Consider the following 24,637-nt stretch of genomic DNA (forward strand, 5'->3'; position numbering starts at 1 on the left):
AGAAGTTGAATGAGAGAGTCCGCGACCACCACACCCGCGCCGCAACCGCCCGAGCCCTCCCGCTGGTCTGTCTATATGGTGCGTACCGCCAGCGGCCTGCTCTATACCGGGATCAGCACGGACCCACTGCGCCGCCTGCGCCAGCACCAGAGTGGCAAGGGCTCTCGCGCCCTGCGCGGCAAGGGACCGCTGACGCTGGTATGGCAGCAGGAAGTCGGTGAGAAGGGGGCGGCCCTGCGCATCGAATATCGCCTAAAGCAGCAGCCAAAATCCTTCAAGGAGCAGCTGATCCTGCACCCTGCGCTCTGGCAGAGCTGGAGCCCGCAATGGTTACCCGCAGCCACCCGGCCTTGAGGATGACAGGCAAAAAAAGGCCACTCGATGAGTGGCCGGAAAGGGGAAATCAGGGAGCATCACACAACGTCTTGCACAACGTATTCCACAACGTCAGGCTGGTTACAGGTAGGTATTGGAACGCTTGCTGCGGTTGCTGATCAGCCAGCAGACCGCCAGCACCAGCAGCAACCAGGGAGCCAGCTTGATGATCAGAGCAAGCATGCCACCCAGCGCCCCAAGCAGCACAAACAGGCCGCTCACCAGCAACATGGCTACCAGGGTAAAGCCGGTTAGTGCCATGACCAGCAGCACCACCAGCAAGATGAAAAATTCCAGCATAACTTGCTCCTTATCAGTACCTTGTCTGCCGGCTGGGCAACCCTTCGGTCAATCCAGCCAGCGCTTCAATTCATAACGGGGCGGCATCACCAGCACCGCCAGCAGATAGGCGGCCAGTGCCAGTGGCGGCATCAGGATCAGGGCGAGCAGTGCCACCACCCGCACAGTGACTCTGGAGACCCCCAACCGCCTGGCAATACCGGCGCAGACCCCGGTCAGCTTGCGATGCACCAGATCCTTGGGCCAGGGGCTCATGATTACACCTCCGCCTTCTGGCCTTTGAGGCGAGCCAGCTCGCGCTCGATCTCGTCATTGAGCTCCAGCTCGCGGAACTGGGCCTCCAGCGAGGGATTCTGCCCCAATGTGGCCGCCTCCAGCTGGGCTTCCAGCTGATCGACCCGGCCCTGAAAACCGTCAAAGCGCGCCATCAGCTCGTGCATGCGCTGGTTGTCTACCTGAGCACGGGCACGAATACGGCTGTGGGCCGTCTGCTCGCGCAGGGTCAGCAGTTTTTGTTTCTCGCGCGCCTCGGTCAGCTTGGCCGCCAGCCGCTCGCTGTCGGCGGTGAGCTGGGCCAGCACCTCGGCCACCCGGGCCTTGTCCTGCTCCAGCTGTTCACATTTCTTGGCCTCCGCCAGCTTCTCGGTGAGGGCGGCACGGGCCAGATCCTCACGCCCTTTCTGGATGGCTAGCTCGGCCTTGGCCGACCACTCCCGGATCTGCGCCTGCAACGCCTGCTGGTGACGCTCCAGCTGTTTCTGTTCGGCAATCACGCGGGCGGCCTGGGTACGCATCTCAACCTGTACCTGCTCCATCTCTTCGATCATCAGGCGCAGCATCTTTTCCGGCTCTTCACTCTTGTCGAGCAGGCTGTGCAGGTTGGCATTAATCACGTCGGTCAGGCGGCTGAATACGCTCATGGTCTGGCTCCTTGTTGATGGGATGGCAATCTCTTCCCATTGCATTACAAGAGCCGTGCCAAGAAAATTTATTGTTGTTTTACATATAGATGGAAATTTATGGAGGAAATTCAAGAAGGGTTGATTGGTGAAAATAGCCAACCAAGTGGTGATTTTCACCAACAAAAAAGGGAGCCGGTGGCTCCCTTGTCGATTCAGCTGCGCTATCTATCAGGCGGCGTGGCTGTGGCCCAGCTTGCTGTCCAGTTCGGCCAGCTTGGCCTCCATCCGGGCGCGGCAGGTGTCGGAAAGATCGCGAATGCCGCTGGCACCGTGCTCCTTGCTGCAGACCGGCGCCATCACCTCCACCAGCACTTCGCCGTTGTCCCAGCGATTGAGGTCGATCTGGCCGAAGTAGCTGGAGCAGACGATGGGCACTACCGGCACTTCCGCCTGCACCGCAGTGTGGAAGGCGCCCGCCTTGAACGGCAGCAGGCCGCGTCCCTTGGAGCGGGTCCCTTCCGGGAACATCCAGATGGAGGTGCCGCGATTCTTGATGCGATCCACCACCTGACCGATGGTGCCGATGGCACGTGAGCGGTTGGAGCGATCGATCAGCACGTTGCCGGAGAGCCAGAAGATAAGGCCGAAGAAGGGCAGCCAGAGCAGGCTTTTCTTGCCCACCGCCACCACACCAGGCTGCACCGCACCGGTCACGGTGAAGATGTCGAAGTTGCTCTGGTGGTTGCAGACGTAGACCGCCGGGCCGACCGATTTGACCTCGTCGGCCACAGTCACCTTGACTCGCAGCCCGATCAGCGGGCAGACCGCGTGATACATGCGAGCGAAGACATAGACGTTGTTGGGATGACGCGGACGAACCAGACAGAGCAGCAGGCCGAACAGGAACCAGAAAATGAGCAGCAGACCAAGCAGCAGCACACGGGCAATTTTGAGCATCGAACACCTCGAGTTTTAACTCGGCGCAGTATACTGATCCCCCTTTTAGCGAACAAGCGTTCGCCAGACAGAACCGACCACCCCGCATCGCACATATGGTCGTATCGAATCCCGCTGACTTGCCCCTGACATTATTGATCGATAGGATATGCACCATTCAACAGGGTAGGGCGAGCATGATTTTGCGACAACGCGTGGCGACAAGACTCCTGCTGCTGGTCTGCATTCTGGTGCTCAACTGTGCGGCCCAGCCGCTGGCCCGGCTGGCCCAACTCGATCAGGCCCTCAGCTGTCAGGCACTGCCTGTTCCAAGCGCGGCGACGGATCAAGAGGATGCCAAACCGGCCAGCCCGCAGCCCACCAGTTGCCAGCTCAATGGCAAGTGGCTGAGCGCCGCGACCCTGCTCTGCGTTGAACAGATCTTCTTTGCCATCGCCTTCGTGATTGCCCTGCTGGCGCCGCTGTCGCGCCGCTCACCCGCGTTGCCCCCACCTCGGAACATATCTCCGCCTGAACGGCGACTGCATCTTACTCTCTGTGTCTGGCGAGAATGAGTTAGCCGCGGTTTACACCACCCTAACTTCCATTTTCAAGAGACAGAAAAATGTCAAACATCATCAAGACGGCCCTGTTGATGGGCGGTCTGCTGTGGCAATCCATGGGATTGACCAGCGACACCGGCTGGCTTGCCAGTCCCCGGAACGATCACGCAAAAGTGCGGCTGCAAGCCGACGCCCGTGATCCCGCCCAAACGCGCGTGCTGCTCAGCCTGGAGCTCGAATCCGGCTGGAAAACCTATTGGCAGAACCCGGGGGAAGGCGGCATTGCCCCTGAAATATTCTGGGATGACCCTCAAGCTGCGCAGCAGTGGCATTGGCCCGTACCGGAGCGGTTTGAGGTCAGCGGCATCTCGACCCAGGGCTATCAGAAGACCGTCAGCCTCCCCATCACGCTTGCCCACAGCCGCCGCGAGGCACTGACGGGCACCCTGCGCCTTTCAACCTGTAGCAATGTCTGCATCCTGACTGACTACCCCTTCACCCTGGCGCTGGATGGCACTGCGCCGGAAGGGTTCGACTTTGCCTACGCCCAGGCGATGAGCAAGCTGCCACAAGCCATGCCGGAGACCGTCATCCTCAACGCGGGTTATCAGCAAAACCAGCTGCAGCTGACTGCCGACAACCCGCAGGGCTGGCAGGATCCGCAGATTTTCCTCCAGCGGCTGGAGGGCGCCGAATTTGGCAAACCCGAGCTGGAGGTGCAAGACAACACCCTGATCGCCCGCATTCCGGTCAGCGATGGCTGGCAGGGCGATGCGCCCGACATCCGTAACCAGCCACTCGGCTTGGTACTGGCCAACGGTGAACAGGCTTGGCAGAGCGAACTCGAGGTAGGTGACCCGCTGACCCTGCCGAGTCAGAGCCACTCGCTGCTCTGGCTGCTGGGCGCAGCACTGTTGGGCGGCCTGATCCTCAATCTGATGCCCTGCGTGCTGCCGGTGCTGGCACTGAAGCTGGGATCGGTATTGCAGCTGGAAACCCGTGAGCGCCGTCCGGTTCGCCTGCAATTTCTGGCGGCCAGTGCCGGGATCATCGCCTCCTTCTGGATGCTGGCAGCCATGAGCAGCCTGCTGCGCGCCACGCAAGGCGCTGTCGGTTGGGGCATTCAGTTCCAGAGCATCTGGTTTATCGGCTTTATGGTGGTGGTGACGGCGCTGTTCTGCGCCAACCTGCTGGGGCTGTTCGAGATCAGGCTGCCCAGCAATCTCAGCACCCGCCTCGCCACCAGCGGCGGCAACGGCCTCGGCGGCCACTTCCTGCAGGGGAGTTTCGCTACCCTGCTCGCCACCCCCTGCTCGGCCCCCTTCCTTGGCACCGCGGTCGCCTTTGCGCTGGCAGCGCCACTCGGTCAGCTGTGGCTTATCTTCACCGCGCTTGGCCTCGGCATGAGCCTGCCCTGGCTGCTGATCGCCGCCTTCCCCCGTCTTGCGCTCTGGCTGCCGAAGCCGGGCCGCTGGATGGGGCGACTGCGCATGCTGCTCGGCCTGATGATGCTGGGATCCAGCCTCTGGCTGCTCAGCCTGCTCGGCAACCATGTCGGTCAATTCTGGATGCTGATCCTGATGGCGCTGATGCTGGCCGCCCTGCTGCTGGCCGTCGTGTGGCGCCATGGCATTCGGGGCGTGACCCTGGGGTTGGCGCTGGGCTGTTTACTGGGCGGGGCCCTGCTGCTGGGCGGCGCCTTTACGATGGAAGGAAAGCCCCAGCGAGATACCGTCAACTGGCAGCCACTCACGGAGCAAGCCATCCAGGATGCGCTGGCCCAGAACAAGCGGGTCTTTGTCGATGTCACCGCCGACTGGTGCATTACCTGTAAAGCCAACAAATTCAACGTACTGCTGCGAGATGACGTGCAAAGCGCGCTGAGCGCCCCCGATGTGGTGGCCCTGCGTGGGGACTGGAGCCGCCCCTCTGCCAGCATCGCCGACTTCTTGCGCCAACGCGGTAGCGTGGCCATTCCCTTCAACCAGATCTACGGACCCGGCCTGCAGGGTGGCGAGATCCTCTCGCCCCTGCTGGACCGCCCGACCCTGCTTGCCACCCTGGCGCAAGCAGGCATTGCCACTTCTCAAGGAGATACCAAATGAAATCAACCCTGAGCGCCCTGCCCCTGTTGGCCTCTTTCTGTGCAGCCCTGCTAACTCCGGCTCTGCACGCCGCCCCCTTCACTGCGGAGCAGGAGGCGCGCATCAAGGAGCTGATCCGCGAAACCCTGATCGCCAACCCCAAGATCCTCGACGAGGCGGCCGAATCCTGGGAGAAGCAGAACGCGGCCGCCCAGCAGGCGCAGCTTGGCAACTTCATCAAGGGCAACAAGGATGTGCTGTTCAACAGCGCCACCAGCCCGCGCCTCGGCGCCAAAAACCCCAAGCTGACGCTGGTGCTGTTCACCGACTACAACTGCCCCTACTGCAAGCAGTTCGATCCCCAGCTGACCAAGCTGCTCAAGGCCTATCCGGACGATCTGGGTCTGGTGATCAAACTGCTGCCGTTCAAGGGGCAGACCTCCGCCAAGGCGGCTCAATACAGCCTGACCCTGTGGCAGCAGGATCCAGCCCGCTTCCTCGCCCTGCACGACAAGCTGATGAGCAAGCAGGGGATGCTGACCGAGGCAGACATCAACAAGGCGCTGGCGGCCACCGGCAATGTGGCGCTCAAACCGGAGGGCAAGGCGACCGAGGAGCTGCGCAACAGCCTGCGCATCGGCACCATTCTGGGGGTACAGGGCACCCCGGCGACGCTTATCGGCAACCAGCTGGTGCCGGGCGCCATCCCCTATGAGGAGCTGGAGCAACTGGTGCTGGCCGAACTGGCCAAGCTGGGGTAAGGGATGACAACAATCAATCCTCAACCCCGCTGGCGACGCTGGGGCAAGGAGGCGCTCTGGCTGCTGCTGATGGCGCTGGTCATCTCGACGTTGCTGGACCTGTGGCGCAGCCCGACCTTGCCTGAAGGGGCGATGAGCGCCCCCGTCACCCTGCAGGATGGCAGCAGCACGGATCTCGCTACCTTAAGTCAGGGCAAGCCGCTGCTGGTCTACTACTGGGCCAGCTGGTGCGGCGTCTGCCGTTTCACTACCCCGACCGTGCAGCAGCTCTGGCAAGAGGGTGAAAACGTGCTGACGGTGGCGCTGCGCTCCGGCAATCCGGAGCAGTTAGGCAAGGGGATGAGCAAGAAGGGGCTCACCTTCCCGACCCACAACGATGAGTCGGGAGCGCTGGCCGCCAAGTGGCAGGTGGGCGTCACCCCGACCTTCCTCGTCATCAAGGATGGCAAGCTGGTGAGCAGCACCACCGGCTGGAGCTCGAAGTGGGGCTTGCAGTTGCGGCTCTGGTGGGCGTCACTCTAGCCACGCAACATAGTTGCCTTCAACATGGCCATCCCTACCGGATGGCCATTTTTTCATCGCCTTCCCGTGCGCGGCCCTTGCACTGGCCAGACCGACTGGCAACAATAGACGCTCAACTGACACCTCTTCATCCCGCCCCTTAATTCGTCGCCCAATTCATCGCTTTGGGGGGCCGTTTCCGTTAAAATGACGGGTTTTTGCCGTGCCTGGTTTGTCAATCCCCACCATCAGGCACCCGCAGTGTGAATCCGATGATGCCAGTGATGCAGGATCTGCCATGAACAACTACTTTCGGGTGCTGGGCGTCAAGTCCAACGCCAACGAAAACGACATCAAAAAAGCCTATCGCCGGCTGTCGAACCAGTACCACCCCGATAAGCTGTTAGGGGCGAGCGAAGAAGAGCGAGAGCTGGCAGCCATCAAGCTGCACCAGGTAAAGCAGGCCTATGAAGTGCTGTCCGACCCGAAGCAGCGCGCCGCCTTTATCAAGGATTTCAACAACGTTATCGTGACCGATCCCGCTGCTGCCATGCAGGAGATGTGGGATCAGTTCTACCCCTGATGCCAACGCAGGAAAGAAGAGCCACTATGCAAAAAAAATGGGATCAGGCGCGGATCAAAGCGCTGATAAGTGACGCGAGCGAGAACATCGAATCCTACCGGGATCAGGACGACCCCAAGGCGCTGGAACAGTTCACCGGCCAGATGAAGACCCTGCTGCTGGCCGATATGAGCATGCTGGAGTTTATGCCGGAATACCTGCCGCTGGCCCTCTATGGCCGGGTGCAGTTCCCGGCCAAGACCAAGCCCGAGTGGAACAAATGGCTCACCGGCGGCGTACAACCCTCATGGGACGAATTCAAGGTGTCGGTGGCGTTCAACAATGCCGACCTGCCGCTGGTCAAGGCGGTGCGGGCCCAGAGCGAAGATCAGCTGATCGAAGCCTGCGCCGTGCTGTTCCAGCTCGACAACCCGCTGCAGCGCGGTGGCCGCCGTGCCGATGACGACTATGAGCTGCGTGACGACGAAGATGAAGACGGGGAAGATGCCGACGCCGACTACAACGGTGATGGTGACGACGACGGCGATCAGGATATGTACGACGAAGTACGTTTCTAATTGGGGCAACGCATGAACAACAGTCTGATAGAAATTACCGCCATCGAGATCAAAGAGCTGGCCGTTATCGAGCCGAAGCAGGCCAGCGAAAAGTTCGAGCTGATCGCCAAGACCATGTCCGATGAGCAGCTGGGCGAAGTTATCGAACAGATCGATATCGTCACCCTGACCCAGATCAACGGCCAGCATGACATGTCCTTCCCCTCCATCATCGCGGAGCTGATGACCCCGGAGCGGATCCGCGACATCGTCTGCCAGCAGCCCCTCTACTGGGAAGAAGCGATCAAGAACAACGCCGAAGAGCTGCAACAGCACACCTTCGACTTCCTCAACTACCTGATCCGCACCCAGGATAGCGAAACGAAGCAACGCGAGATCCTCGAGTGCGTCGCCGACGATCCGGCCGGTCTCTTCTACCTCGCCATCCCCTTTATCGAGTTCTACCGTGGCGATCGCTACGAGGATGACGAAGGCTTCCACGACACCCTGCATGCCGAAGAGGAAGATCTGGAAGAGGCGCTCTCCTACAGCAACCGCCAGCAGAGCGAAGATGCCCACGACTACGCACTGGATGATCCGCGCAGCCTGTTGATGCTAATCCGCGAGCTGACCCCCGAGGTGGAAAAATCCATCAAGGCGCTGCTGCGCAACGAGCACTCCAGCTGGGAAGGGATCATCAACAAGTTCGCCAGCGAGCTGGTGATGCAGGCCAAAGAGAAGAACAAGGTCGAGGACGAGTACGCCGAAGTCGACGACATGTTCAGCTTTCTGGATTGAGGAACCCCGCAATGCAACTAGTGATACGCGACGTCAATCAAGGCCCCTTTCTCACTCAGGTGCTGCGCTTTGGCCGCGAGAACGAACTCTTGAGTCAACAGCAGCTCGCAGCCATCAAGGGCAAAGCGGTGCTGATGAGCCTGAAGTTCGCCGACAAGTACTACAACAAGTACAAGATGCACCTGCTGGAGCAGGCCGCCCACGACGTGATCGGCGTGGTGAGCCTCGGCCTGCAGGAGCTCTCCCAGCGCGACACGGCTAAAGCGCTCGCCCTGCTGCAAGCGCCGGAAGGGCCCATCAAGCCGTTCCAGAAAGGGTGGTCGATGCTGATCTCCGTCAGCAGCAAGCAGCCCGGCGGCAACAACCTCTTTGGGGATGTGGACGCCCGCCTGCTGGACAAGATCTCCAGCCCGCCGGACGTGGAAGAGTGGCAAGGGTGGCAGGAGTACGAAAAGGCGCTGGCCGAGCATAACAAGGTCCGCCTGATGACCCTGCTGGATCAGCACTGCTTCGCCTGCGAAAACGACCACCCGACCATGGAAGACAAGCTGGCCGAAGCGCTGCTCTACCGCATTCTCTGCGGCAATGGCAGCGGCGCCGCCAAACTGAAGGTGAAGCAGGATCTCAAGCGCAAGCTGGCGCGGGAGATTGAGCTCAACGAGGCGTGGTACGACACCGACTATCTGGCCGCCCAGCTGGAGCTGCTGCTGGCAGAGCTGCCGGGCGAACTGATCGCTGGTCTGCGTCAGGATCTCAGCAAGGGGTTTGTCCCCAACCTGCTGCACACCCTCGGCTTTGTGCGCCAGTACCAGTTACTGCAAAAAGAGAACGCCTCGCCGGAGAAGCTCGACAACTTCGAAATGCGTGCCGGTCTCAAGCACCCGCTGCTCGGCTGGCCGCTCTACCACGACTTCTAACGGGCGTTTTCGCCGCCATACTGTCGCACCACAACCAGTCGCACCACAACGCCCGGCCCGCCGGGCGTTGTTATATCAGGCGACAAGCACCTCCCCTCACCCCGTCCCTCTCCGAAGGGGAGAGGGAATACGCGCAAGCTACCCTCAGGCCGCCCCTCCTCTCCCCGACATTTATTCACTCAACGCTGGCAGATGAATAAATGACATACGACGCAACAGCCGGATTGTCGTGACGTGACGGGGTAATAAACGGGATGGAGATCGCACCACACCGCAGAAATTTGCACAAAAAGACCGACAAGATCACATCAGACGCACCGAAATCGCATGGCAAACCGGGCTAAAATCACGACCTTTCTCGCATAAAAAAGCGGAATAGATCAATAAAAAGCAATTAATCGCGCCGGATTAAATTTAAGGTCTGGCAATTTGATCGGGCTGGTCGCTAAATGACAGACCAGCCTTGAAACCAGCATGGAAGCGCCAAAGGCTAGCCGGCAGCAGACCGGTACGCTCTCAGGATGAGTTGTGATTTTCTCTTCTCACAGGAGACAGACCGTGAGCGCTTCGACACCACACCCTCATCACGCCGCCGTCCCACCCGGCTCAGGCGCCCTGTTCTTTATCCAGACCTTCGCCACCCTGGGGTTTGCCGTGCTCTACTCCACTTTGGTGCTCTACGCCACCAAGCGGCTCGGCTTTAGCGAATCCCAGGCCAACGCCATGATGGGGATCTTCGGTGCCTTCAACTACGGCCTGCACCTGTTTGGCGGCTACCTCGGCGGGCGCTACCTCAGCAACCGCAACCTGTTCGTGATGGGGATGGTGTTGCAGGTGATCGGCTGCTACCTCATCGCCGAGATGGGCATCACCGGCCTCTACTGGGGGCTCGCCATGTTCCTCACCGGCAGCGGCCTCAACGTCACCTGCCTCAACATGATGCTGACCCAGCGCTTCGCCCCGGACGATCACCGCCGCGAGAGCGCCTTCTTGTGGAACTACGCCGGGATGAATCTGGGCTTCTTTATGGGCTTCTCGGTGGCGGGCTACTTCCAGCTCACCGAGGATTACCGCACCCTGTTCCTGTTTGCGACGCTGGGCAACGTGCTGGCCATCATCGCCACCCTGTTCTTCTGGCCGATTCTGGCGGATATCAACACCCCGCTGCGCCACATCAAGGGGCGCGGCTTCTACCTGCGGATGCTTGGCGGCCTCGCCATTCTGGCCATGCTGGTTCCTGCCCTGCGTCTGCTGCTGACCCACGCCAGCTTTAGCGGCAGCTTCGTGCTGATGCTGGGGGCCGTGGTGCTGGTGCTGCTCTGCGTGATGACCGCCCGCCACCCGGACGCCGCAGAGCGCAGCCGCATGGTGGCCTATCTGATCCTCGCCCTTGGCTCCCTCATCTTCTGGTCGCTCTACCAGCTGGCGCCCATGGGGCTGATGCTCTTCTCCGAGCACAACATCAACCTCAACGTGTTCGGGCTGCGAGTCGCCCCCCAGTGGATCCAGAACATCAACACCCTTGTCATCGTCATCGGTGGCCCGCTGATGGCGCTGCTGTTCAAGCGGCTGCGCGAACAGGGCTGGAATATCGATATCCCCTCCCAGTTTGCCACCTCGCTGTTCTGCATGGGGCTCGGCATGCTGGTGCTGCCGATCGGCATTCATCTGGCGGGCGCCGACGGGCTGGTCGCCTTCAAGTGGATCGCCATCAGCTATGTGCTGCAGAGTCTGGGCGAGCTGCTGATCTCCCCCATCGGCTACGCCATGATTGGCAAGCTGGCCCCCGCCAACCTGCAAGGCTTGATGATGGGCTGCTGGATGATGGTGACCGGCGTGGCCTCGGTACTGGCGGGCTATGTCTCCGGCGCCATGCCGCAAAATATCGGCAGCACCCCGGCCGCCACCAACCCCGGTTACAGCTCGGTATTCAATATGCTCGGCTGGGGCTCGCTGGCGGGCGGCGTGGTGTTGCTGCTGCTGGTGCCCCGCCTGCGCCAGCTGATCGCTTCCAAAATTACCCCGCCACCGGCAGGGGCTGCCATTCCCGTCTGATCGGATTCGGGCCAGCCATGTAACCGGCCCCTGCCAGAGCGAGCGGTTGAATCAGCGACGCAGTTGATAATGCAAAGGGCCCCGCCATCATGGATGGCGGGGCCCTCGCTTTTTGGCAGGTTTGATGGCCCGCACAGGTTGGCTCATCCCTGTTCAGGCTTCGCTAATCAGCGCAAATCGCCTTATCCAGCAAGGCAATCCGGTTACCTTCAGAGTCCTGAAACTCGGCCACCGTGATGGCATCTCCCACCCGGGTCACGGGGTAAAGCAACCTGGCGCCCGCCGATAGCGCATCCGCTATCTCCCGCTCAATATCGTTCACCGTCAGATAAATACGCGTGCCATCCAGACTCGGGACATAACTCTCTCCTCTCGCCAACGCACCAGAACAGCCTTCGGCACCGTCAATAAGCGGAAATAGCGCCATTTCATTGCCATCGATCTCCACTCGTTCGAACTCGATATCAAAAACGGCAGAATAGAAGGCGATTGCTCGCGGCATATCCGTTACCGGAATCTCGAAATGCATCCCAATATTGACCATCGAACCCCTTCCTTGTTAGTGAGCGATAACGCCGTGCAGGCAGGATCATGCCCCCATTATTGCCATGAAGCCATCCATCAGATCCACGCAGACGGGTCAAAAGACGAGATGGTGCGCTGAGAAGCACAAGTTCGCTGGGGACAAGAGACAAACCATGTGCGGTGAGGCGACCGGCGCAACCCATTGCCGCGGCGACCTCGCGGAGCACAACCTTGGTGTACGATTGTCTGCACCACACCCGAATACATATCGAGAGACGCCATGAGTGAAGATCAATCTGCCGCCATGCCGGTATTGAATGACAAGGATTGCTATGGTTTCGAGCGCAAAAATGCCGGAGACTTTCCCTTTTATCGCGAGGGGCACCATGCATTATCTGCCCGCCACTGGGTAGTGCTCCTGCTGGGTGCGGCGCTGGGTTTCTCGATGCTGACGCTGCCGGTCGCATTTTTTAAAACCACCATGGGCGGCTTTGTTCCCGCCCTCCTGTTTCCGCTAATCCCCCTGGCCGTGCTCGCCATCATGGTGGGTAAAGGGTGGCGCGCCCTGTTTCGCACGCCGACATGGCGGGATGTTCTGTTGATGGTGGCCATTGCTGGCGCCAATATTCTGGTCTCCTTTACCGTGGCATTGTTGCTGCAGCTTGTTTTCAAGATGAATGCAAACCCGGCCAACGCCCTGCTGGCAGAGGCCTCAGATACGGCACTCATTCTCTTTTATTTAAAAACGGCCCCGCAGCTGTTCGGTGAGGAGGTGGTCTCCATCTTGCCGTTTCTGGCTGTGCTCTGGTTTTGTCACCAAAAACTCGCCATGACGCGCAAGCGTGCCATTATCACCGCCTGGCTCTGCACTGCGCTTATCTTCGGTGCGTTGCATCTGCCCACTTATGAGTGGAATTTCGTGCAATGTTTTCTGGTTATCGGAACGGCCCGCATTGTGCTGCTCAGTGGCTACATCATTACCAAAAATATTTGGGTATCGACCGGCGCACACATTATTAATGACTGGCTGCTGTTTACCATCATGGCGGCATTTCTGGGCGCTCACGCCGCCGGATAGCGGCAATCCGTATAGCCCATTGCACCCTACGGTTACCTCCCCTCACCCTGTTTAGGCGCTGTGAATCAAGGCTATCCCCCTACTGAATCGCGCCAAATGTCTGCGCCAGACAAAAGGCTTCTCTTGGAACTCCATCATAGTTACAATGATCGAATTGCACTCACTCTCGTAGATAGAGCGCCAGTTTTTAATTTAATTCTCAATTGCATTAGCTAAATAACAAGGGGAAGTTATATGGGGCTTTTTGATAAAATAGCACACGCTATTGGCGATAAAGTTGGCGATGTCATGTTGGATAGAGATATGTATGATGTGCCCCGCATGAGTGACGATCGAGTAAGAGATATAATAGGTGGGAGGGAAAAGGTTCCTGCACACATAAAGGCATCCGCGATTAAAGAGGGATTTAAGCGCTCACTTAAAGACTGATGTAATATATAAAGGGCGCTTTCGCGCCCTTCTATATTCATTACCCTTACTGATTATCCTCCGCGACCGGTTCGGCACCGGCGGCGGGTTCAATCTCGATGCGATCGACTCGCTGCAAACCGCGGGGCAGCTTGGCACCGCGGCGGCCGCGCTCGCCGCGGTAGTAGTCGAGATCAGAGGGTTTGAGGGTCAGCTTGCGCTTGCCGGCAAACAGGGTGACATATTGCCCCTGCGGGATAATGGCGGCCATCACCATAAACTCCTCCCGCGCCTTGACCCGCGCCGACGGGATGCTGATCAGCTTGTTGCCCTTGCCCTTGCCGAGTACCGGCAGGGTGTTGAGCGGGAACAGCAGCATGCGCCCCTCGTTGGAGATGGCCATGCAGAGATCGGTCTCTGGCGAGCCAATCTTCTGAGGCGCCATCACCTGACCCCCTTCCGGCACGGTGAGCAGCGCCTTGCCGTTCTTGTTCTTGCCGATGAGATCGTCATAGGTGCAGACAAAGCCGTAACCGGCATCCGAACAGATGAGGTAGGGCTCACCCTCGTTGCCCATCACCAGATGGCGCACCTCTTCCCCTGCCCCCAGCGCAAAGCGGCCGGTGAGCGGTTCGCCCTGACTGCGCGCGGATGGCAAGGTGTGGGATTCAAGGGCGTAGGTTCGGCCCAACGTGGAGAGGAACACCGCCTGCTGGTTGCTGCGACCACAGGCATGGGCCAGATAGCTGTCCCCCGCCTTGTAGGAGAGCCCCGCCACATCGACGTCGTGGCCCTTGGCGGCGCGCACCCACCCCTTGTCGGAGAGGATGACGGTAACCGGTTCGCTGGGAATCAGCTCTTTCTCGGTCAGCGCCACCGCGGTGGCACGCTCCACCAGCGGGGTGCGGCGATCGTCGCCGTACTTCTCGGCATCGGCCAGCAGCTCTTTCTTGAGCAGGGTGTTGAGGCGACGCTCGGAGCCCAGGATCAGCTCCAGCTTGTCGCGCTCTTGCGCCAGTTCATCCTGTTCGGCGCGCAGCTTGAACTCTTCCAGCTTGGCCAGATGGCGCAGTTTCAGCTCGAGGATCGCTTCGGCCTGGGTTTCGCTGATATTGAAGCGCTCCACCATCACCTTGCCCGGCTCATCCTCGGTACGGATGATCTCGATCACCTCGTCGATGTTGAGGTAGGCCACCAGCAAACCTTCGAGGATGTGCAGGCGAGCCAGCACCTTGTCGAGGCGGAATTGCAGACGGCGACGCACAGTCTCGCGGCGGAAGATGATCCACTCGGAGAGGATCATCTTGAGGGTCTTCACCTGCGGTCGGTTGTCGAGGCCGAGGATGTTGAGGTTGACCCGGTAGTTCTTCTCCAGATCCGTGGTGGCGAACAGGTGGGCCATCAGCCCCTCCACATCCACCCGGTTGGAACGGGGGATGATCACCAGACGGGTCGGGTTTTCGTGGTCCGATTCATCGCGCAGGTCGGTAACCATCGGCAGCTTTTTCGCCACCATCTGGGCGGCGATCTGCTCCATGATCTTGGCGCCGGAGGCCTGATGGGGCAGCGCGGTGATGACGATGTCGCCATCCTCCTCGCTCCAGACCGCCCGCTGCTTGATGGAGCCCTTGCCGGTCTCGTAGATTTTGCGGATATCGTCGCGCGGGGTGATGATCTCGGCGTTGGTCGGGTAGTCCGGCCCCTGAATGTGCGCCATCAATGCATCGAGCCCCGCATTGGGGTTGTCGAGCAGCTCGGCACAGGCGTAGGCCACTTCCCGCGCGTTGTGGGGTGGAATATCAGTCGCCATCCCCACCGCGATACCGGTCACCCCGTTGAGCAGGATGTGCGGCAGGCGGGCGGGCAGTACCACGGGCTCTTTCATGGTGCCGTCGAAGTTCGGCGTCCACTCCACCGTGCCCTGACCCAGCTCGGAGAGCAGCAGCTCGGAGAAGCGCGACAGGCGCGCCTCGGTATAACGCATCGCAGCGAAGGATTTGGGATCGTCCGGCGCACCCCAGTTGCCCTGACCGTCCACCAGCGGGTAGCGATAGGAGAAGGGCTGGGCCATCAGCACCATGGCTTCATAACAGGCGCTGTCGCCGTGGGGGTGGTACTTACCCAGCACGTCACCCACGGTACGGGCGGACTTCTTGTGCTTGGAGAGGGCCGACAGGCCCAGCTCGCTCATGGCGTAGATGATGCGCCGCTGCACCGGTTTGAGGCCATCGCCGATATGCGGCAAGGCCCGATCCATGATGACGTACATGGAGTAGTTCAAGTAAGCCTGTTCGGTAAAGGTGCGCATTGGCTGGCGCTCTACCCCGTCCAGACTGAGCTCGATAGCATCACTCATATGTTTTTCTCTTGCTATGGCGCGCCCCTGGAGGGCACGCCTGAAATGCGGGTCGGCAGGTGACCGACGGCTTAGATGATGGCAAGGTTGCCCTTCTCTTCCAGCCACTCGCGACGATCCGGGGCGCGCTTCTTGGCCAGCAACATGTCCATCAGCTGCAGGGTCTCATCCCCTTCGGCCTCAGGTCCCATGGTGAGCTGCACCAGACGGCGAGTGTTGGGATCCATGGTGGTTTCCCGCAGCTGTTTCGGGTTCATCTCACCCAGACCCTTGAATCGGGTCACCATCACCTTGCCTTTCTTCTTCTCGGCCTCGACCCGCTGCAGCACGCCGTTCTTCTCGTCCTCGTCGAGGGCGTAGTAGACCTCTTTACCGATATCGATCCGGTAGAGGGGCGGCATGGCGACATAGACGTGGCCCTGATTGACCAGCGCGCGGAAGTGCTTCACGAACAGGGCGCAGAGCAGGGTGGCGATGTGCAGACCGTCCGAGTCCGCATCCGCGAGGATGCACACCTTGCCGTAGCGCAGGCCGCTGAGATCCTCGGAGTCGGGATCGAGCCCGATGGCGACCGAGATATCGTGCACTTCTTGCGAGGCGAGCACCTGACCGGCCTCCACCTCCCAGGTGTTCAGGATCTTGCCGCGCAGCGGCATGATGGCCTGAAACTCGCGGTCCCGCGCCTGCTTGGCGCTGCCGCCCGCGGAGTCACCCTCCACCAGGAACAGCTCCCCCTGCATGGGGTCGGCGCAGTTACAGTCGGTCAGCTTGCCGGGCAACGCCGGGCCCTGGGTAATCTTCTTGCGCACCACCGTCTTGGCGGCGCGCATCCGGCGCTGGGCACTGCTGATACAGATCTCGGCGATCTGCTCCGCCAGCTCGGTATTGCTGTTCAAGTAAAGGCTGAAGGCATCCTTCACCACACCGGAGACAAACGCCGAGCTCTGACGGGACGAGAGGCGCTCCTTGGTCTGACCGGCGAACTGCGGATCCTGCATCTTGACCGAGAGGATGTAGGCGCAGCGATCCCAGATATCTTCCGGGGTCAGCTTGACCCCGCGCGGCAGCAGGTTGCGGAACTCGCAGAACTCGCGCATGGCGTCGAGCAGCCCCTGACGCAGACCGTTGACGTGCGTACCGCCCTGTGCGGTGGGGATCAGGTTCACATAGGATTCGGCGAGGCACTCGCCCCCTTCCGGCAGCCAGCACAGGGCCCAGTCCACGGCGGACTGTTCGGTGCTGAAGGCGCCGATAAAGGGCTGCTCCGGCAAGCAGGTGAACTGCTTGACCGCATCGATCAGGTAATCCTTGAGGCCATCTTCATAGCACCACTCCAGCTTGATGCCGGTGTTCTTGTCGAGGAACTTGATGGTGAGGCCGGGGCAAAGCACGGCCTTGGCCTTGAGCAAGTGCTCCAGCTTGGTGACCGAGAAGCGGGGCGAGTCGAAGTAGCTCGCCTGCGGCCAGAAGCGCACCCGGGTGCCGGTGTTGCGGCGGCCGCAGGTGCCGGTGATGGTCAGCTCCTGCACCTTCTCGCCACGCTCGAAGGCGATGTCGTAGACCTGGCCGTCGCGACGCACCGTCACCTCGACCCGATCGGAAAGCGCGTTCACCACCGAAATACCCACCCCGTGCAGACCGCCGGAGAACTGGTAGTTCTTGTTGGAGAATTTACCGCCCGCGTGCAGCTTGCAGAGGATCAGCTCCACCCCGCACACCCCTTCCTCCGGGTGGATGTCGACCGGCATGCCGCGGCCATCGTCTATCACCTCGAGGGACTGATCTTCATACAGGGTCACCTCCAGGGTGCGGGCGTGACCCGCCAGCGCTTCGTCGACGCTGTTGTCGATGACCTCCTGGCCGAGGTGATTGGGCCGGGTGGTGTCGGTATACATGCCGGGGCGACGACGCACCGGTTCAAGGCCATTGAGGACCTCAATGGCATCCGCATTGTATTGAGTAGACATGGAGGGCCTTGCGAATTGACGTTTGGAGGGAATCTTAACTGCTAGGCGGGGGCAGGACAAACGCCCCGCGCAGAAAGCTTGATCTGGAGAAGGACAAGCAGGGCGAGACCGCCCTTTTATAACCCGAGGAAGTGGATGATCTGGGCGGGATAGCGTTCGAACGCCACGAAGGCGTGGTCGCCGCCGCACTCCAGCGAGAGGCGGGCAAAGCGGTACTCATCCAGCGCCTTGCGATAGTCGAGCACCTCATCCCCCTGCTGTTGCAGGATCCAGAGTCGCTCCGGCACCGTCACCGGCACCGCCAGCGCCCGCAGCTCGTCCATATGCTCAGGCAGCAGTTCGTACTGCTCCCCGCTATAGGGATTGGTCTGGGGGCCGAGGTAGTCGCAGAGCAGCTCATGCGGGCGCACCGCCGGATTGATCAGCGCCGCGCGGCAGCCGTACTGCTCGCTGACCCGGGTCGCCATAAAGCCGCCGAGGGAGCTGCCCACGGCACCGAGCTTGAATGCATTGCCATAACGACGCTGCAGCTCGGCAATGGTCTGCTCGATAGCCGCCCAGGCCGCCGCAGGCGTATTGGGCTGGGCCGGAATGATCACCTCGATGTCGGGCCGGTTGGCGGCCACCCAGGCAGCCATCTGCTGCGCCTTGGCGGAGCCCGGTGAGGAGTTGAAACCGTGCAGATAAAGGAGAACCGACTTCACGTAATCCTCCTCAATAACCGGTGGCATCGGGGTCGGGCACAAACTGCCCCACCGGCAGGCGCCACACCTCGCTGGCTACCCGCCCATCCGGATAGAGGGTGAGATAGCGCCAGCCCGGGCCGGATTCATCCAGCGCGAAGCCATCACAGAGCGGTTTGAACTGGATGCAGGTGGAGGGGCTGGCAATCAGTCGCACTCCGCGGTGCACTTCGTCAAACTCCTGATGCACGTGGCCAAACAGGATGGTCTTCTGCTGCGGATGACGGGCCAGCACGGCAAACAGGTCATCGGCATTCTTGAGATTGTGCTGATCCAGCCAGGCGCAGCCCACCGGCACCGCCTGATGGTGCAGGGTGATCAGGGCGTGGCGATCAGGATATTGGCGCAGGGCGCGGTCGAGGGCGGCCAGCTGGTGATCGCCGATCATGCCGTGGGGTTTGCCGCGCACCTGGGTGTCGAGCAGGATCACCTGCCAGTGATCGCCCACCAGTTGCTTGGATTCGCTGATCCCGGCGGCATGGAGATATTCGGTCATCAGCGGGCTGTCATCGTGATTGCCGGGCAGCCAGTAGATGGGGCGACCCAGTGGCGCCATCATGGAGGCAAAACGCTGATAGGATTCCGGGCTGTGATCCTGCGACAGATCGCCGGTCGCCAGAATCACCTCATAGGGGTGTTCGTTGGCCTGCACCTGTTCCAGCACGGCGGCCAGACTCTCTGCGGTGCGCACAGCCAACAGCCGCCCTTCGGCACTCGCGAAGAGGTGGGTATCGGTAATTTGCAACAGGCGCACACTGCCGTCCTGCGCCTGGGGGAGCTCTGTTTCCAAAATCACGCTTCTTTTTATATGTTCAACTGGAGATATTGATCGGGCTGGTACCATGTCTGAGACAAAATTTTAGCCATTCGGCCAGAAACAGATTTACCTGCTCCTTTTCGTCCCGCTGGTGCATCTTTTTATTGGGATAATCATAACGTGGTTGCAAACGGGAAATCTGTTGCGCTGCACACACTTCCGCCATCCGCACATCATGGTACAAACGAATCTCGATTTGAGCCTGCAGATATTCGGGCAATTCGGGGTTGTGCTGGCTCAGGATCACCTGACTGGTGAAGCGACTCTCGCCAATGATGGTGAGCTGGAACTGCAGATCGTTGCCGACCCGATAGCAGCGCTCGGCCCCGACTTCCCCATCAGGCGGCAGCAGTTTCATCAATGCCATGTAGTTGACCTCGCAGGTACGCTGCAAGGACATCAGATCAGGCACATAGCGCCTGCTCTGTTGCAGGGTCAGCGCCACCTCAGCGATCCGCCAGCCAGCGGGCGCGCAGCTCGCCGTGGTTGAGAGCCAGCCACTGCAGGGCGATGACCGAGGCCGCATTGTCGATGCGCCCCTCTTTGAGCCAGGCATAGGCCTGTTCGCGGCTCACCACGTGGACCCGGATATCTTCACCTTCGTCCGCCAGACCGTGCAGCCCTTCGGCCTTGCTGGCATCCACCTCGCCCACAAAGACCTCGATCCGCTCGGTGCTGCCACCCGGGCTCACCAGATAGCTGATGGCGTGCTCGCAGCGGGCCACTTCGATCCCCGCCTCTTCCACCGCTTCGCGGCGCACCACCGCCTCGGCGGTTTCACCTTCGTCGATAATGCCGGCCACCAGCTCCAGCAGCCAGGGGGTCGGGCAGGTCTCCATGGCGCCGATACGGAACTGCTCCACCAGCACGATCTGGTCGCGCACCGGATCATAGGGCAGCAGCGCGGCAGCATGGCCCCGCTCGAACAGCTCGCGCACGATGGGCTGATTCCAGCCGCCTGCAAATAACCGATGCTGCAGACGATAGACATTCACCTTGAAGAAGCCGTTATATCCAGCTGATTTTTCAATGATTTTCACATCATCGGCGGCGTAATGCCGATCTTGCGGCAAGGGTTGCTGCGACATCCGGGACTCCCGTCAGCTTGACTTGTATCAGTTTGACCATAAAATCCGAGGAACATGAATGAACGTTCATTCACTCGGCGTGCCATGGCAATGAGGGGTGGATTTTAGCAGCCACAGACCATTTGGCTAGGCGCGCGGGGAGAAAACTGCGTCCGGTTCTTGACGTTCCCGTCACCGGACCTGAGACTCTTAGCATTAAATTTTGCTTATAGTAGAGTGATTAAGCTGCAATCAAGCTTGGTCGGTGACAATATTTGCCCTCTCCAGCAACCAGTTTGGGTTACTACATAAGGTTAAAACGATCTATGAAAAGAACACTCTTGTCTGTCATGGTGTTGCTGGGCGTCAGTGCCGGTGCCCATGCCGAAAACCTGCTCGACATCTACCAGCAAGCCCAGATCAAAGACCCGCAGTTGCTGCAGTCCAAAGCCGTTCGTGACCAGGCCTTCGAGAAGATCAATGAATCCCGTGCTGCGCTCTTGCCGCAAATAAATCTGGGTGCCGGTCTGAACTACCTGCAAAACAAAAATGACACCCAGAGCAACAACAAAGCCTCCGGTTCTCTTTCGCTGGATCAATCCATCTACCGTCGCAGCAACTGGGTCAACCTGGACCTGACCGAGAAAGGCGCCACCCAGTCCGACGTCGCCTACAACCTCGAAGTGCAGAACCTGATGGTGCGCAGCGCCACCGCCTATTTCAATGTGCTCAAGGCGATGGATACCCTGGAATTCGTCCGTGCCAACAAGGTTGCCGTTGAGCGTCAACTGGAGCAAACCCAGCAGCGTTTCGAAGTGGGCCTGACCGCCATCACCGACGTCCATGAAGCCGAGGCGTCCCGCGACCAGGCTCTGGCCGACGAGATCAACGCCGAGAACGATCTGGCCAACAGCTATGAGGCCCTGCGCGAGCTGACCGGTATCGATCACCGCAATCTGGATGTGCTGAACACCGATCGTTTCAGCCCGCAAAAGACCGCCTTTGGCTCCGACAAGTGGCTGGAACTGGCGCTGGACAAGAACCTGCAACTGCACAGTGCCCGCATCGCCAAAGACATCGCCAAAGAGAAAATCGATCTGGCCAAAACCGGCCATGAACCGACCCTGGATCTGGGTGCCGGCCTGCAAACCAGCAATACCGATTACAAGCTGGATAGCATTCCGGGCGGCAATGACAATCAGGCCAATATCGGTCTGACCTTCAAGCTGCCGATCTACAGCGGCGGTGCCACCACGTCGCAAGTGAAGCAGGCCCAGTTCAACTACGTGGCCGCCAGCGAGCTGCTGGAGAAGAACTTCCGTTCGGTGCAGAGCACAGTGCGCTCCTCCTACAACAACGTGAACGCCAGCATCGGCTCGGTGCGCGCCTATAGCCAGTCCGTCATCTCTGCCGACAGCGCCCTGAAAGCGACCGAAGCCGGTTACGAAGTGGGTACCCGTACCATCGTCGACGTGCTGGACTCCACCCGCAAGCTGTACGATGCCAAGCAGAAACTCTCTGCTGCCCGTTACAACTACATCCTCAACATCCTGAGTTTGAAACAGGCTGCTGGAGTGCTGGAAGCGCAAGATCTGGTGGAAGTGAACCAGGGTCTGATGCCTGCTACCGCAAAAGCCAAGACCAAAGGCTGATAGCCGTTATCGGACATGAAAAAGGCGACCGCAAGGTCGCCTTTTTGTTATCCGTATTTCCGTCGGCTTGCTACAGACTATAGTGAGCCCCGCCTGATTGCGGGGCCAGCAGCGCGTTAGCCGCGCTCGCGAATCGTCTTGATGATGTCGCTGGTGGAGCAGCCATCTTCAAAGTTGAGCACGCGCACCTCGCCGCCGTTGGCGGTCACCTCGGCGTAACCGGCGATATCTTCCGGCTTGTAGTCACCGCCCTTGACCAGCAGATCCGGCAGGATCTCGGCGATCAGGCGCTGCGGGGTATCTTCACCGAACGGTACCACCCAATCCACCGCGCCCAGCGCAGCCAGCACCGCCATGCGACGCTCGGTCGGGTTGACCGGACGACCCGGCCCTTTCAGACGGCGAACCGATTCGTCGGTGTTGACCGCCACGATCAGACGATCCCCCAGCTTGCCAGCGTTGGCCAGATAGGAGACGTGACCGGCGTGCAAAATGTCGAAGCAGCCGTTGGTCATCACTACCTTCTCGCCACGCAGACGGGCGGCACGCACCGCCACTTTCAGCTGGGCTTCGGACATGACACCAAAACCGGTCTCTTGTTCGGTATAGAGGGCGTTGGCCAGCTCGACCGGACTGACGGTAGAGGTGCCCAGCTTGCCGACCACGATACCGGCAGCGGTATTGGCCAGCGCACAGGCTTCGTCCAGGCTCTTGCCTGCCGCCAGCGAGGTGGCCAGGGTGGAGATGACGGTATCACCGGCACCGGTCACATCGTAAACCTCGTGGGCCTGAGCCGGCAGATGCAGCTCCGGCTGGCCTTCGCGGATCAGGGTCATGCCGTTTTCGGAACGGGTGACCAGCAGGGCATCCAGCTCGAAGCGCTTGACCAGCTCCAGTCCCTTGGCGACCAGCTCCTCTTCGCTCTTCACCTTGCCCACCACGGCCTCGAACTCGGACATGTTGGGGGTCAGCAGGGTGGCACCGCGGTACTTCTCGAAGTCGGTTCCTTTGGGGTCAACCATCACCGGAATACCGGCGGCGCGGGCCCGCTGGATCATGCCGGGCACGTCGTTCAGCGCACCCTTGCCGTAGTCGGAGAGGATCATCACGTCGCTGTTCGGCAACGCCTGCTCGACCTTGCTCATCAGCAGGGTGGCATCGACGGAGTGGAAGGGCTCTTCAAAGTCCAGACGCAGCAGTTGCTGGTTGCGGGAGAGGACGCGCAGCTTGGTGATGGTCGGGAAGTCGGCCAGACGAACGAAGTCACAGGCCACCTTGACGCCAGCCATCTGACCGGCCAGCGCATCGGCCGCTTCATCCTGACCGGTCAGGCCAAGCAGCACGGCGTGGGCGCCCAGCGCAGCGGAGTTGAGGGCCACGTTGGCCGCGCCACCGGGACGCTCCTCAATGTGTTCAACCTTGACCACGGGCACCGGCGCCTCGGGGGAGATCCGGCCGGTGGGGCCATGCCAGTAACGGTCCAACATGACATCGCCTACGACCAGAACGCGGGCTTTTTCAAACTCGGGCAGGGTGATCTTCATCTGTATCGACTCTCAAAACCTGAAAAATCAGCGGGCGATTTTATCACACTCTTTTATCCGGTGGAGAAAAAGCCGACCGCAGTTGCCGCCGCTGTCACGCTAACCGGACGCGGGACACCCCTCTGACCAGCACACTGCCATTCGCCCCCGCCCCCCCTTTTCGGCTAGAATCCCCCGATTGTGTTTGCGAACAAGAGATTAGCCATGGCCCATGACAACGCTCCCCGCCTGGAGCCCCACCTGTTTCATCCCCGTTACTGGGCCAGCTGGTTCGGCCTCGGCCTGCTCTGGCTGCTGACCCTGCTGCCGTGGCGCAGCCAGATGTGGCTGGGTCGTCAGCTCGGTCGTCTCGCCGCCAAGATATTGAAGTCCCGGGTAAAGATTGCCCATCGCAATCTGGAACTGGCGATGCCCGAGCTGACCCGGGATGAGCGGGAGAAACTGCTTAAGGCAAACTTCGAGAGCGTGGGCTGCGCCGTGTTCGAAGTGGGGATCGCCTGGTTCTGGCCAGACTGGCGGATGCGCAACCTGATGAAGGTGGAAGGGGAAGAGCACGTGATCGCCGCCATGGAGAGGGGGCAGGGCATGCTGCTGCTCTCCTGCCACTTCCTGACGCTGGAGCTCAACGCCCGCTGTTTCGGTCTGGTTCGCCCCGGCGTGGGGGTCTATCGCCCCAACACCAATCCGGTGCTGGAGTATGCCCAGTACCACGGTCGCTGCGCCTCCAACAAATATCTGGTGGACCGGATGGACGTGAAGGGGATGATCAAGGCGCTGCGCAACGGTGACGCCCTCTGGTACGCGCCGGATCACGACTACGGCAGCCACGCCAGCGTGTTTGTGCCCTACTTCGCGGTGGAGCAGGCGGCCACCATCACCGGCACCGCCACGCTGGCGCGGGTGAAGAACACCGTCACCCTGCCCTGCTACAACATCCGCACCAGCGAGGGTTACACCCTGCACATCGGGGCGCCGCTCGCCGACTACCCCAGCGGGGATGACATGGTCGATGCCGCCCGCGCCAACCGCGAGATTGAAGCCGCCGTGCGCAAGGCGCCGGAGCAGTACATGTGGCTCCATCGCCGCTTCAAGACCCGCCCCGCCCCCGAGGATGCAGGCTTCTACTAAGCCGCAGTCCCCGACAGGGGCCAGATCGCAAAAACCGACAA

Annotated in this window: 26 protein-coding genes; 14 read left to right on the plus strand and 12 right to left on the minus strand. The window is 60.5% G+C overall.

The features are described from left to right. Window positions 1-9 precede the first annotated feature (9 nt). Entirely contained in the window at window positions 10-354 is a 345-nt protein-coding gene (locus BSP75_RS11275; RefSeq protein WP_075113225.1) for a GIY-YIG nuclease family protein, read from the plus strand. A gap of 102 nt (window positions 355-456) precedes the next feature. Here the strand turns inward: BSP75_RS11275 and pspG are convergent, their stop codons facing one another. From pspG to BSP75_RS11295, 4 genes are all read right to left on the minus strand, one after another. After that, window positions 457-675: an envelope stress response protein PspG gene (pspG, locus tag BSP75_RS11280; RefSeq protein ID WP_005335871.1), complete on the minus strand. Its 219-nt coding sequence runs from the start codon at window positions 673-675 to the stop codon at window positions 457-459. A 48-nt stretch (window positions 676-723) separates the two neighbouring features. Beyond that, window positions 724-930, minus strand: coding sequence for a PspC domain-containing protein (locus tag BSP75_RS11285; protein WP_005335873.1), 207 nt, complete (start codon window positions 928-930; stop codon window positions 724-726). Between the two features lie 2 nt (window positions 931-932). Then, window positions 933-1,595 (minus strand): phage shock protein PspA, encoded by a 663-nt coding sequence (gene pspA / locus BSP75_RS11290; RefSeq protein ID WP_058052337.1) that lies wholly within the window; start codon window positions 1,593-1,595, stop codon window positions 933-935. Between the two features lie 210 nt (window positions 1,596-1,805). After that, window positions 1,806-2,534: a 1-acylglycerol-3-phosphate O-acyltransferase gene (locus BSP75_RS11295; RefSeq protein WP_042061905.1), complete on the minus strand. Its 729-nt coding sequence runs from the start codon at window positions 2,532-2,534 to the stop codon at window positions 1,806-1,808. Between the two features lie 176 nt (window positions 2,535-2,710). On the opposite strand from BSP75_RS11295, the gene BSP75_RS11300 reads away from it, so the two are divergent. The 9 genes from BSP75_RS11300 to BSP75_RS11340 all read left to right on the plus strand — a co-directional run bounded on the left by BSP75_RS11300 (window position 2,711) and on the right by BSP75_RS11340 (window position 11,311). After that, window positions 2,711-3,088: a hypothetical protein gene (locus BSP75_RS11300; RefSeq protein ID WP_075113226.1), complete on the plus strand. Its 378-nt coding sequence runs from the start codon at window positions 2,711-2,713 to the stop codon at window positions 3,086-3,088. Between the two features lie 50 nt (window positions 3,089-3,138). Then, window positions 3,139-5,181 (plus strand): protein-disulfide reductase DsbD domain-containing protein, encoded by a 2,043-nt coding sequence (locus tag BSP75_RS11305; RefSeq protein ID WP_075113227.1) that lies wholly within the window; start codon window positions 3,139-3,141, stop codon window positions 5,179-5,181. Further along, the gene (locus BSP75_RS11310) at window positions 5,178-5,921 is read left to right on the plus strand and encodes a DsbA family protein (RefSeq protein ID WP_075113228.1); all 744 of its coding nucleotides are present in this window, start codon (window positions 5,178-5,180) and stop codon (window positions 5,919-5,921) included. The genes BSP75_RS11305 and BSP75_RS11310 overlap by 4 nt, the downstream gene beginning before the upstream one ends. A 3-nt stretch (window positions 5,922-5,924) precedes the next feature. Continuing rightward, window positions 5,925-6,443: a protein disulfide oxidoreductase gene (locus BSP75_RS11315; protein ID WP_075113229.1), complete on the plus strand. Its 519-nt coding sequence runs from the start codon at window positions 5,925-5,927 to the stop codon at window positions 6,441-6,443. A 277-nt stretch (window positions 6,444-6,720) separates the two neighbouring features. Then, complete coding sequence (locus tag BSP75_RS11320) at window positions 6,721-7,005, plus strand: DnaJ domain-containing protein (protein WP_033135738.1); 285 nt, start codon at window positions 6,721-6,723, stop codon at window positions 7,003-7,005. Between the two features lie 26 nt (window positions 7,006-7,031). Beyond that, window positions 7,032-7,562 carry a hypothetical protein gene (locus tag BSP75_RS11325; protein ID WP_075113230.1) on the plus strand — a complete coding sequence of 177 codons (531 nt, stop codon included), beginning with the start codon at window positions 7,032-7,034 and terminating at the stop codon, window positions 7,560-7,562. Between the two features lie 12 nt (window positions 7,563-7,574). Beyond that, a complete protein-coding gene (locus tag BSP75_RS11330) occupies window positions 7,575-8,339 on the plus strand; it encodes a hypothetical protein (protein ID WP_075113282.1) in 765 nt (254 codons plus the stop codon). A gap of 11 nt (window positions 8,340-8,350) precedes the next feature. Next, on the plus strand, window positions 8,351-9,256 hold the full coding sequence (locus BSP75_RS11335) for a hypothetical protein (RefSeq protein WP_075113231.1): 906 nt from the start codon (window positions 8,351-8,353) through the stop codon (window positions 9,254-9,256). A 558-nt stretch (window positions 9,257-9,814) separates the two neighbouring features. Next, window positions 9,815-11,311, plus strand: coding sequence for an oligopeptide:H+ symporter (locus tag BSP75_RS11340; RefSeq protein ID WP_075113232.1), 1,497 nt, complete (start codon window positions 9,815-9,817; stop codon window positions 11,309-11,311). Window positions 11,312-11,474: 163 nt separating this feature from the next. On the opposite strand, the gene BSP75_RS11345 is transcribed toward BSP75_RS11340, so the two are convergent. Beyond that, window positions 11,475-11,855 (minus strand): VOC family protein, encoded by a 381-nt coding sequence (locus BSP75_RS11345; RefSeq protein WP_075113233.1) that lies wholly within the window; start codon window positions 11,853-11,855, stop codon window positions 11,475-11,477. A 261-nt stretch (window positions 11,856-12,116) separates the two neighbouring features. Here BSP75_RS11345 and BSP75_RS11350 point away from each other — a divergent pair, with 261 nt between their 5' ends. Then, window positions 12,117-12,914, plus strand: a complete 798-nt coding sequence (locus BSP75_RS11350; RefSeq protein ID WP_216219165.1) for a CPBP family intramembrane glutamic endopeptidase — start codon at window positions 12,117-12,119, stop codon at window positions 12,912-12,914. Between the two features lie 234 nt (window positions 12,915-13,148). After that, the gene (locus tag BSP75_RS11355) at window positions 13,149-13,343 is read left to right on the plus strand and encodes a hypothetical protein (protein WP_075113234.1); all 195 of its coding nucleotides are present in this window, start codon (window positions 13,149-13,151) and stop codon (window positions 13,341-13,343) included. A gap of 46 nt (window positions 13,344-13,389) precedes the next feature. Here the strand turns inward: BSP75_RS11355 and parC are convergent, their stop codons facing one another. From parC to nudF, 6 genes are all read right to left on the minus strand, one after another. Then, window positions 13,390-15,678 (minus strand): DNA topoisomerase IV subunit A, encoded by a 2,289-nt coding sequence (gene parC / locus BSP75_RS11360; protein WP_075113235.1) that lies wholly within the window; start codon window positions 15,676-15,678, stop codon window positions 13,390-13,392. Window positions 15,679-15,749: 71 nt separating this feature from the next. Further along, complete coding sequence (gene parE / locus BSP75_RS11365) at window positions 15,750-17,645, minus strand: DNA topoisomerase IV subunit B (RefSeq protein ID WP_075113236.1); 1,896 nt, start codon at window positions 17,643-17,645, stop codon at window positions 15,750-15,752. A 116-nt stretch (window positions 17,646-17,761) separates the two neighbouring features. After that, window positions 17,762-18,349 (minus strand): YqiA/YcfP family alpha/beta fold hydrolase, encoded by a 588-nt coding sequence (locus BSP75_RS11370; RefSeq protein ID WP_075113237.1) that lies wholly within the window; start codon window positions 18,347-18,349, stop codon window positions 17,762-17,764. A gap of 10 nt (window positions 18,350-18,359) precedes the next feature. Then, window positions 18,360-19,178: a 3',5'-cyclic-AMP phosphodiesterase gene (cpdA, locus tag BSP75_RS11375; RefSeq protein ID WP_042656609.1), complete on the minus strand. Its 819-nt coding sequence runs from the start codon at window positions 19,176-19,178 to the stop codon at window positions 18,360-18,362. Between the two features lie 22 nt (window positions 19,179-19,200). Next, entirely contained in the window at window positions 19,201-19,650 is a 450-nt protein-coding gene (locus BSP75_RS11380) for a DUF1249 domain-containing protein (RefSeq protein ID WP_075113238.1), read from the minus strand. Window position 19,651: 1 nt separating this feature from the next. Then, the gene (nudF, locus tag BSP75_RS11385; protein ID WP_075113239.1) at window positions 19,652-20,293 is read right to left on the minus strand and encodes an ADP-ribose diphosphatase; all 642 of its coding nucleotides are present in this window, start codon (window positions 20,291-20,293) and stop codon (window positions 19,652-19,654) included. Between the two features lie 305 nt (window positions 20,294-20,598). On the opposite strand from nudF, the gene tolC reads away from it, so the two are divergent. Next, window positions 20,599-21,924: an outer membrane channel protein TolC gene (gene tolC, locus BSP75_RS11390; protein ID WP_075113240.1), complete on the plus strand. Its 1,326-nt coding sequence runs from the start codon at window positions 20,599-20,601 to the stop codon at window positions 21,922-21,924. Window positions 21,925-22,040: 116 nt separating this feature from the next. On the opposite strand, the gene hldE is transcribed toward tolC, so the two are convergent. Continuing rightward, a complete protein-coding gene (hldE, locus tag BSP75_RS11395; RefSeq protein WP_075113241.1) occupies window positions 22,041-23,468 on the minus strand; it encodes a bifunctional D-glycero-beta-D-manno-heptose-7-phosphate kinase/D-glycero-beta-D-manno-heptose 1-phosphate adenylyltransferase HldE in 1,428 nt (475 codons plus the stop codon). A 204-nt stretch (window positions 23,469-23,672) separates the two neighbouring features. Here hldE and lpxL point away from each other — a divergent pair, with 204 nt between their 5' ends. After that, complete coding sequence (lpxL, locus tag BSP75_RS11400) at window positions 23,673-24,596, plus strand: LpxL/LpxP family Kdo(2)-lipid IV(A) lauroyl/palmitoleoyl acyltransferase (protein WP_075113242.1); 924 nt, start codon at window positions 23,673-23,675, stop codon at window positions 24,594-24,596. Window positions 24,597-24,637: the final 41 nt, after the last annotated feature.

The organism is Aeromonas sp. YN13HZO-058, assembly GCF_001921245.1.
In the GTDB taxonomy this organism is placed as follows: Bacteria; Pseudomonadota; Gammaproteobacteria; order Enterobacterales; family Aeromonadaceae; genus Aeromonas; species Aeromonas allosaccharophila.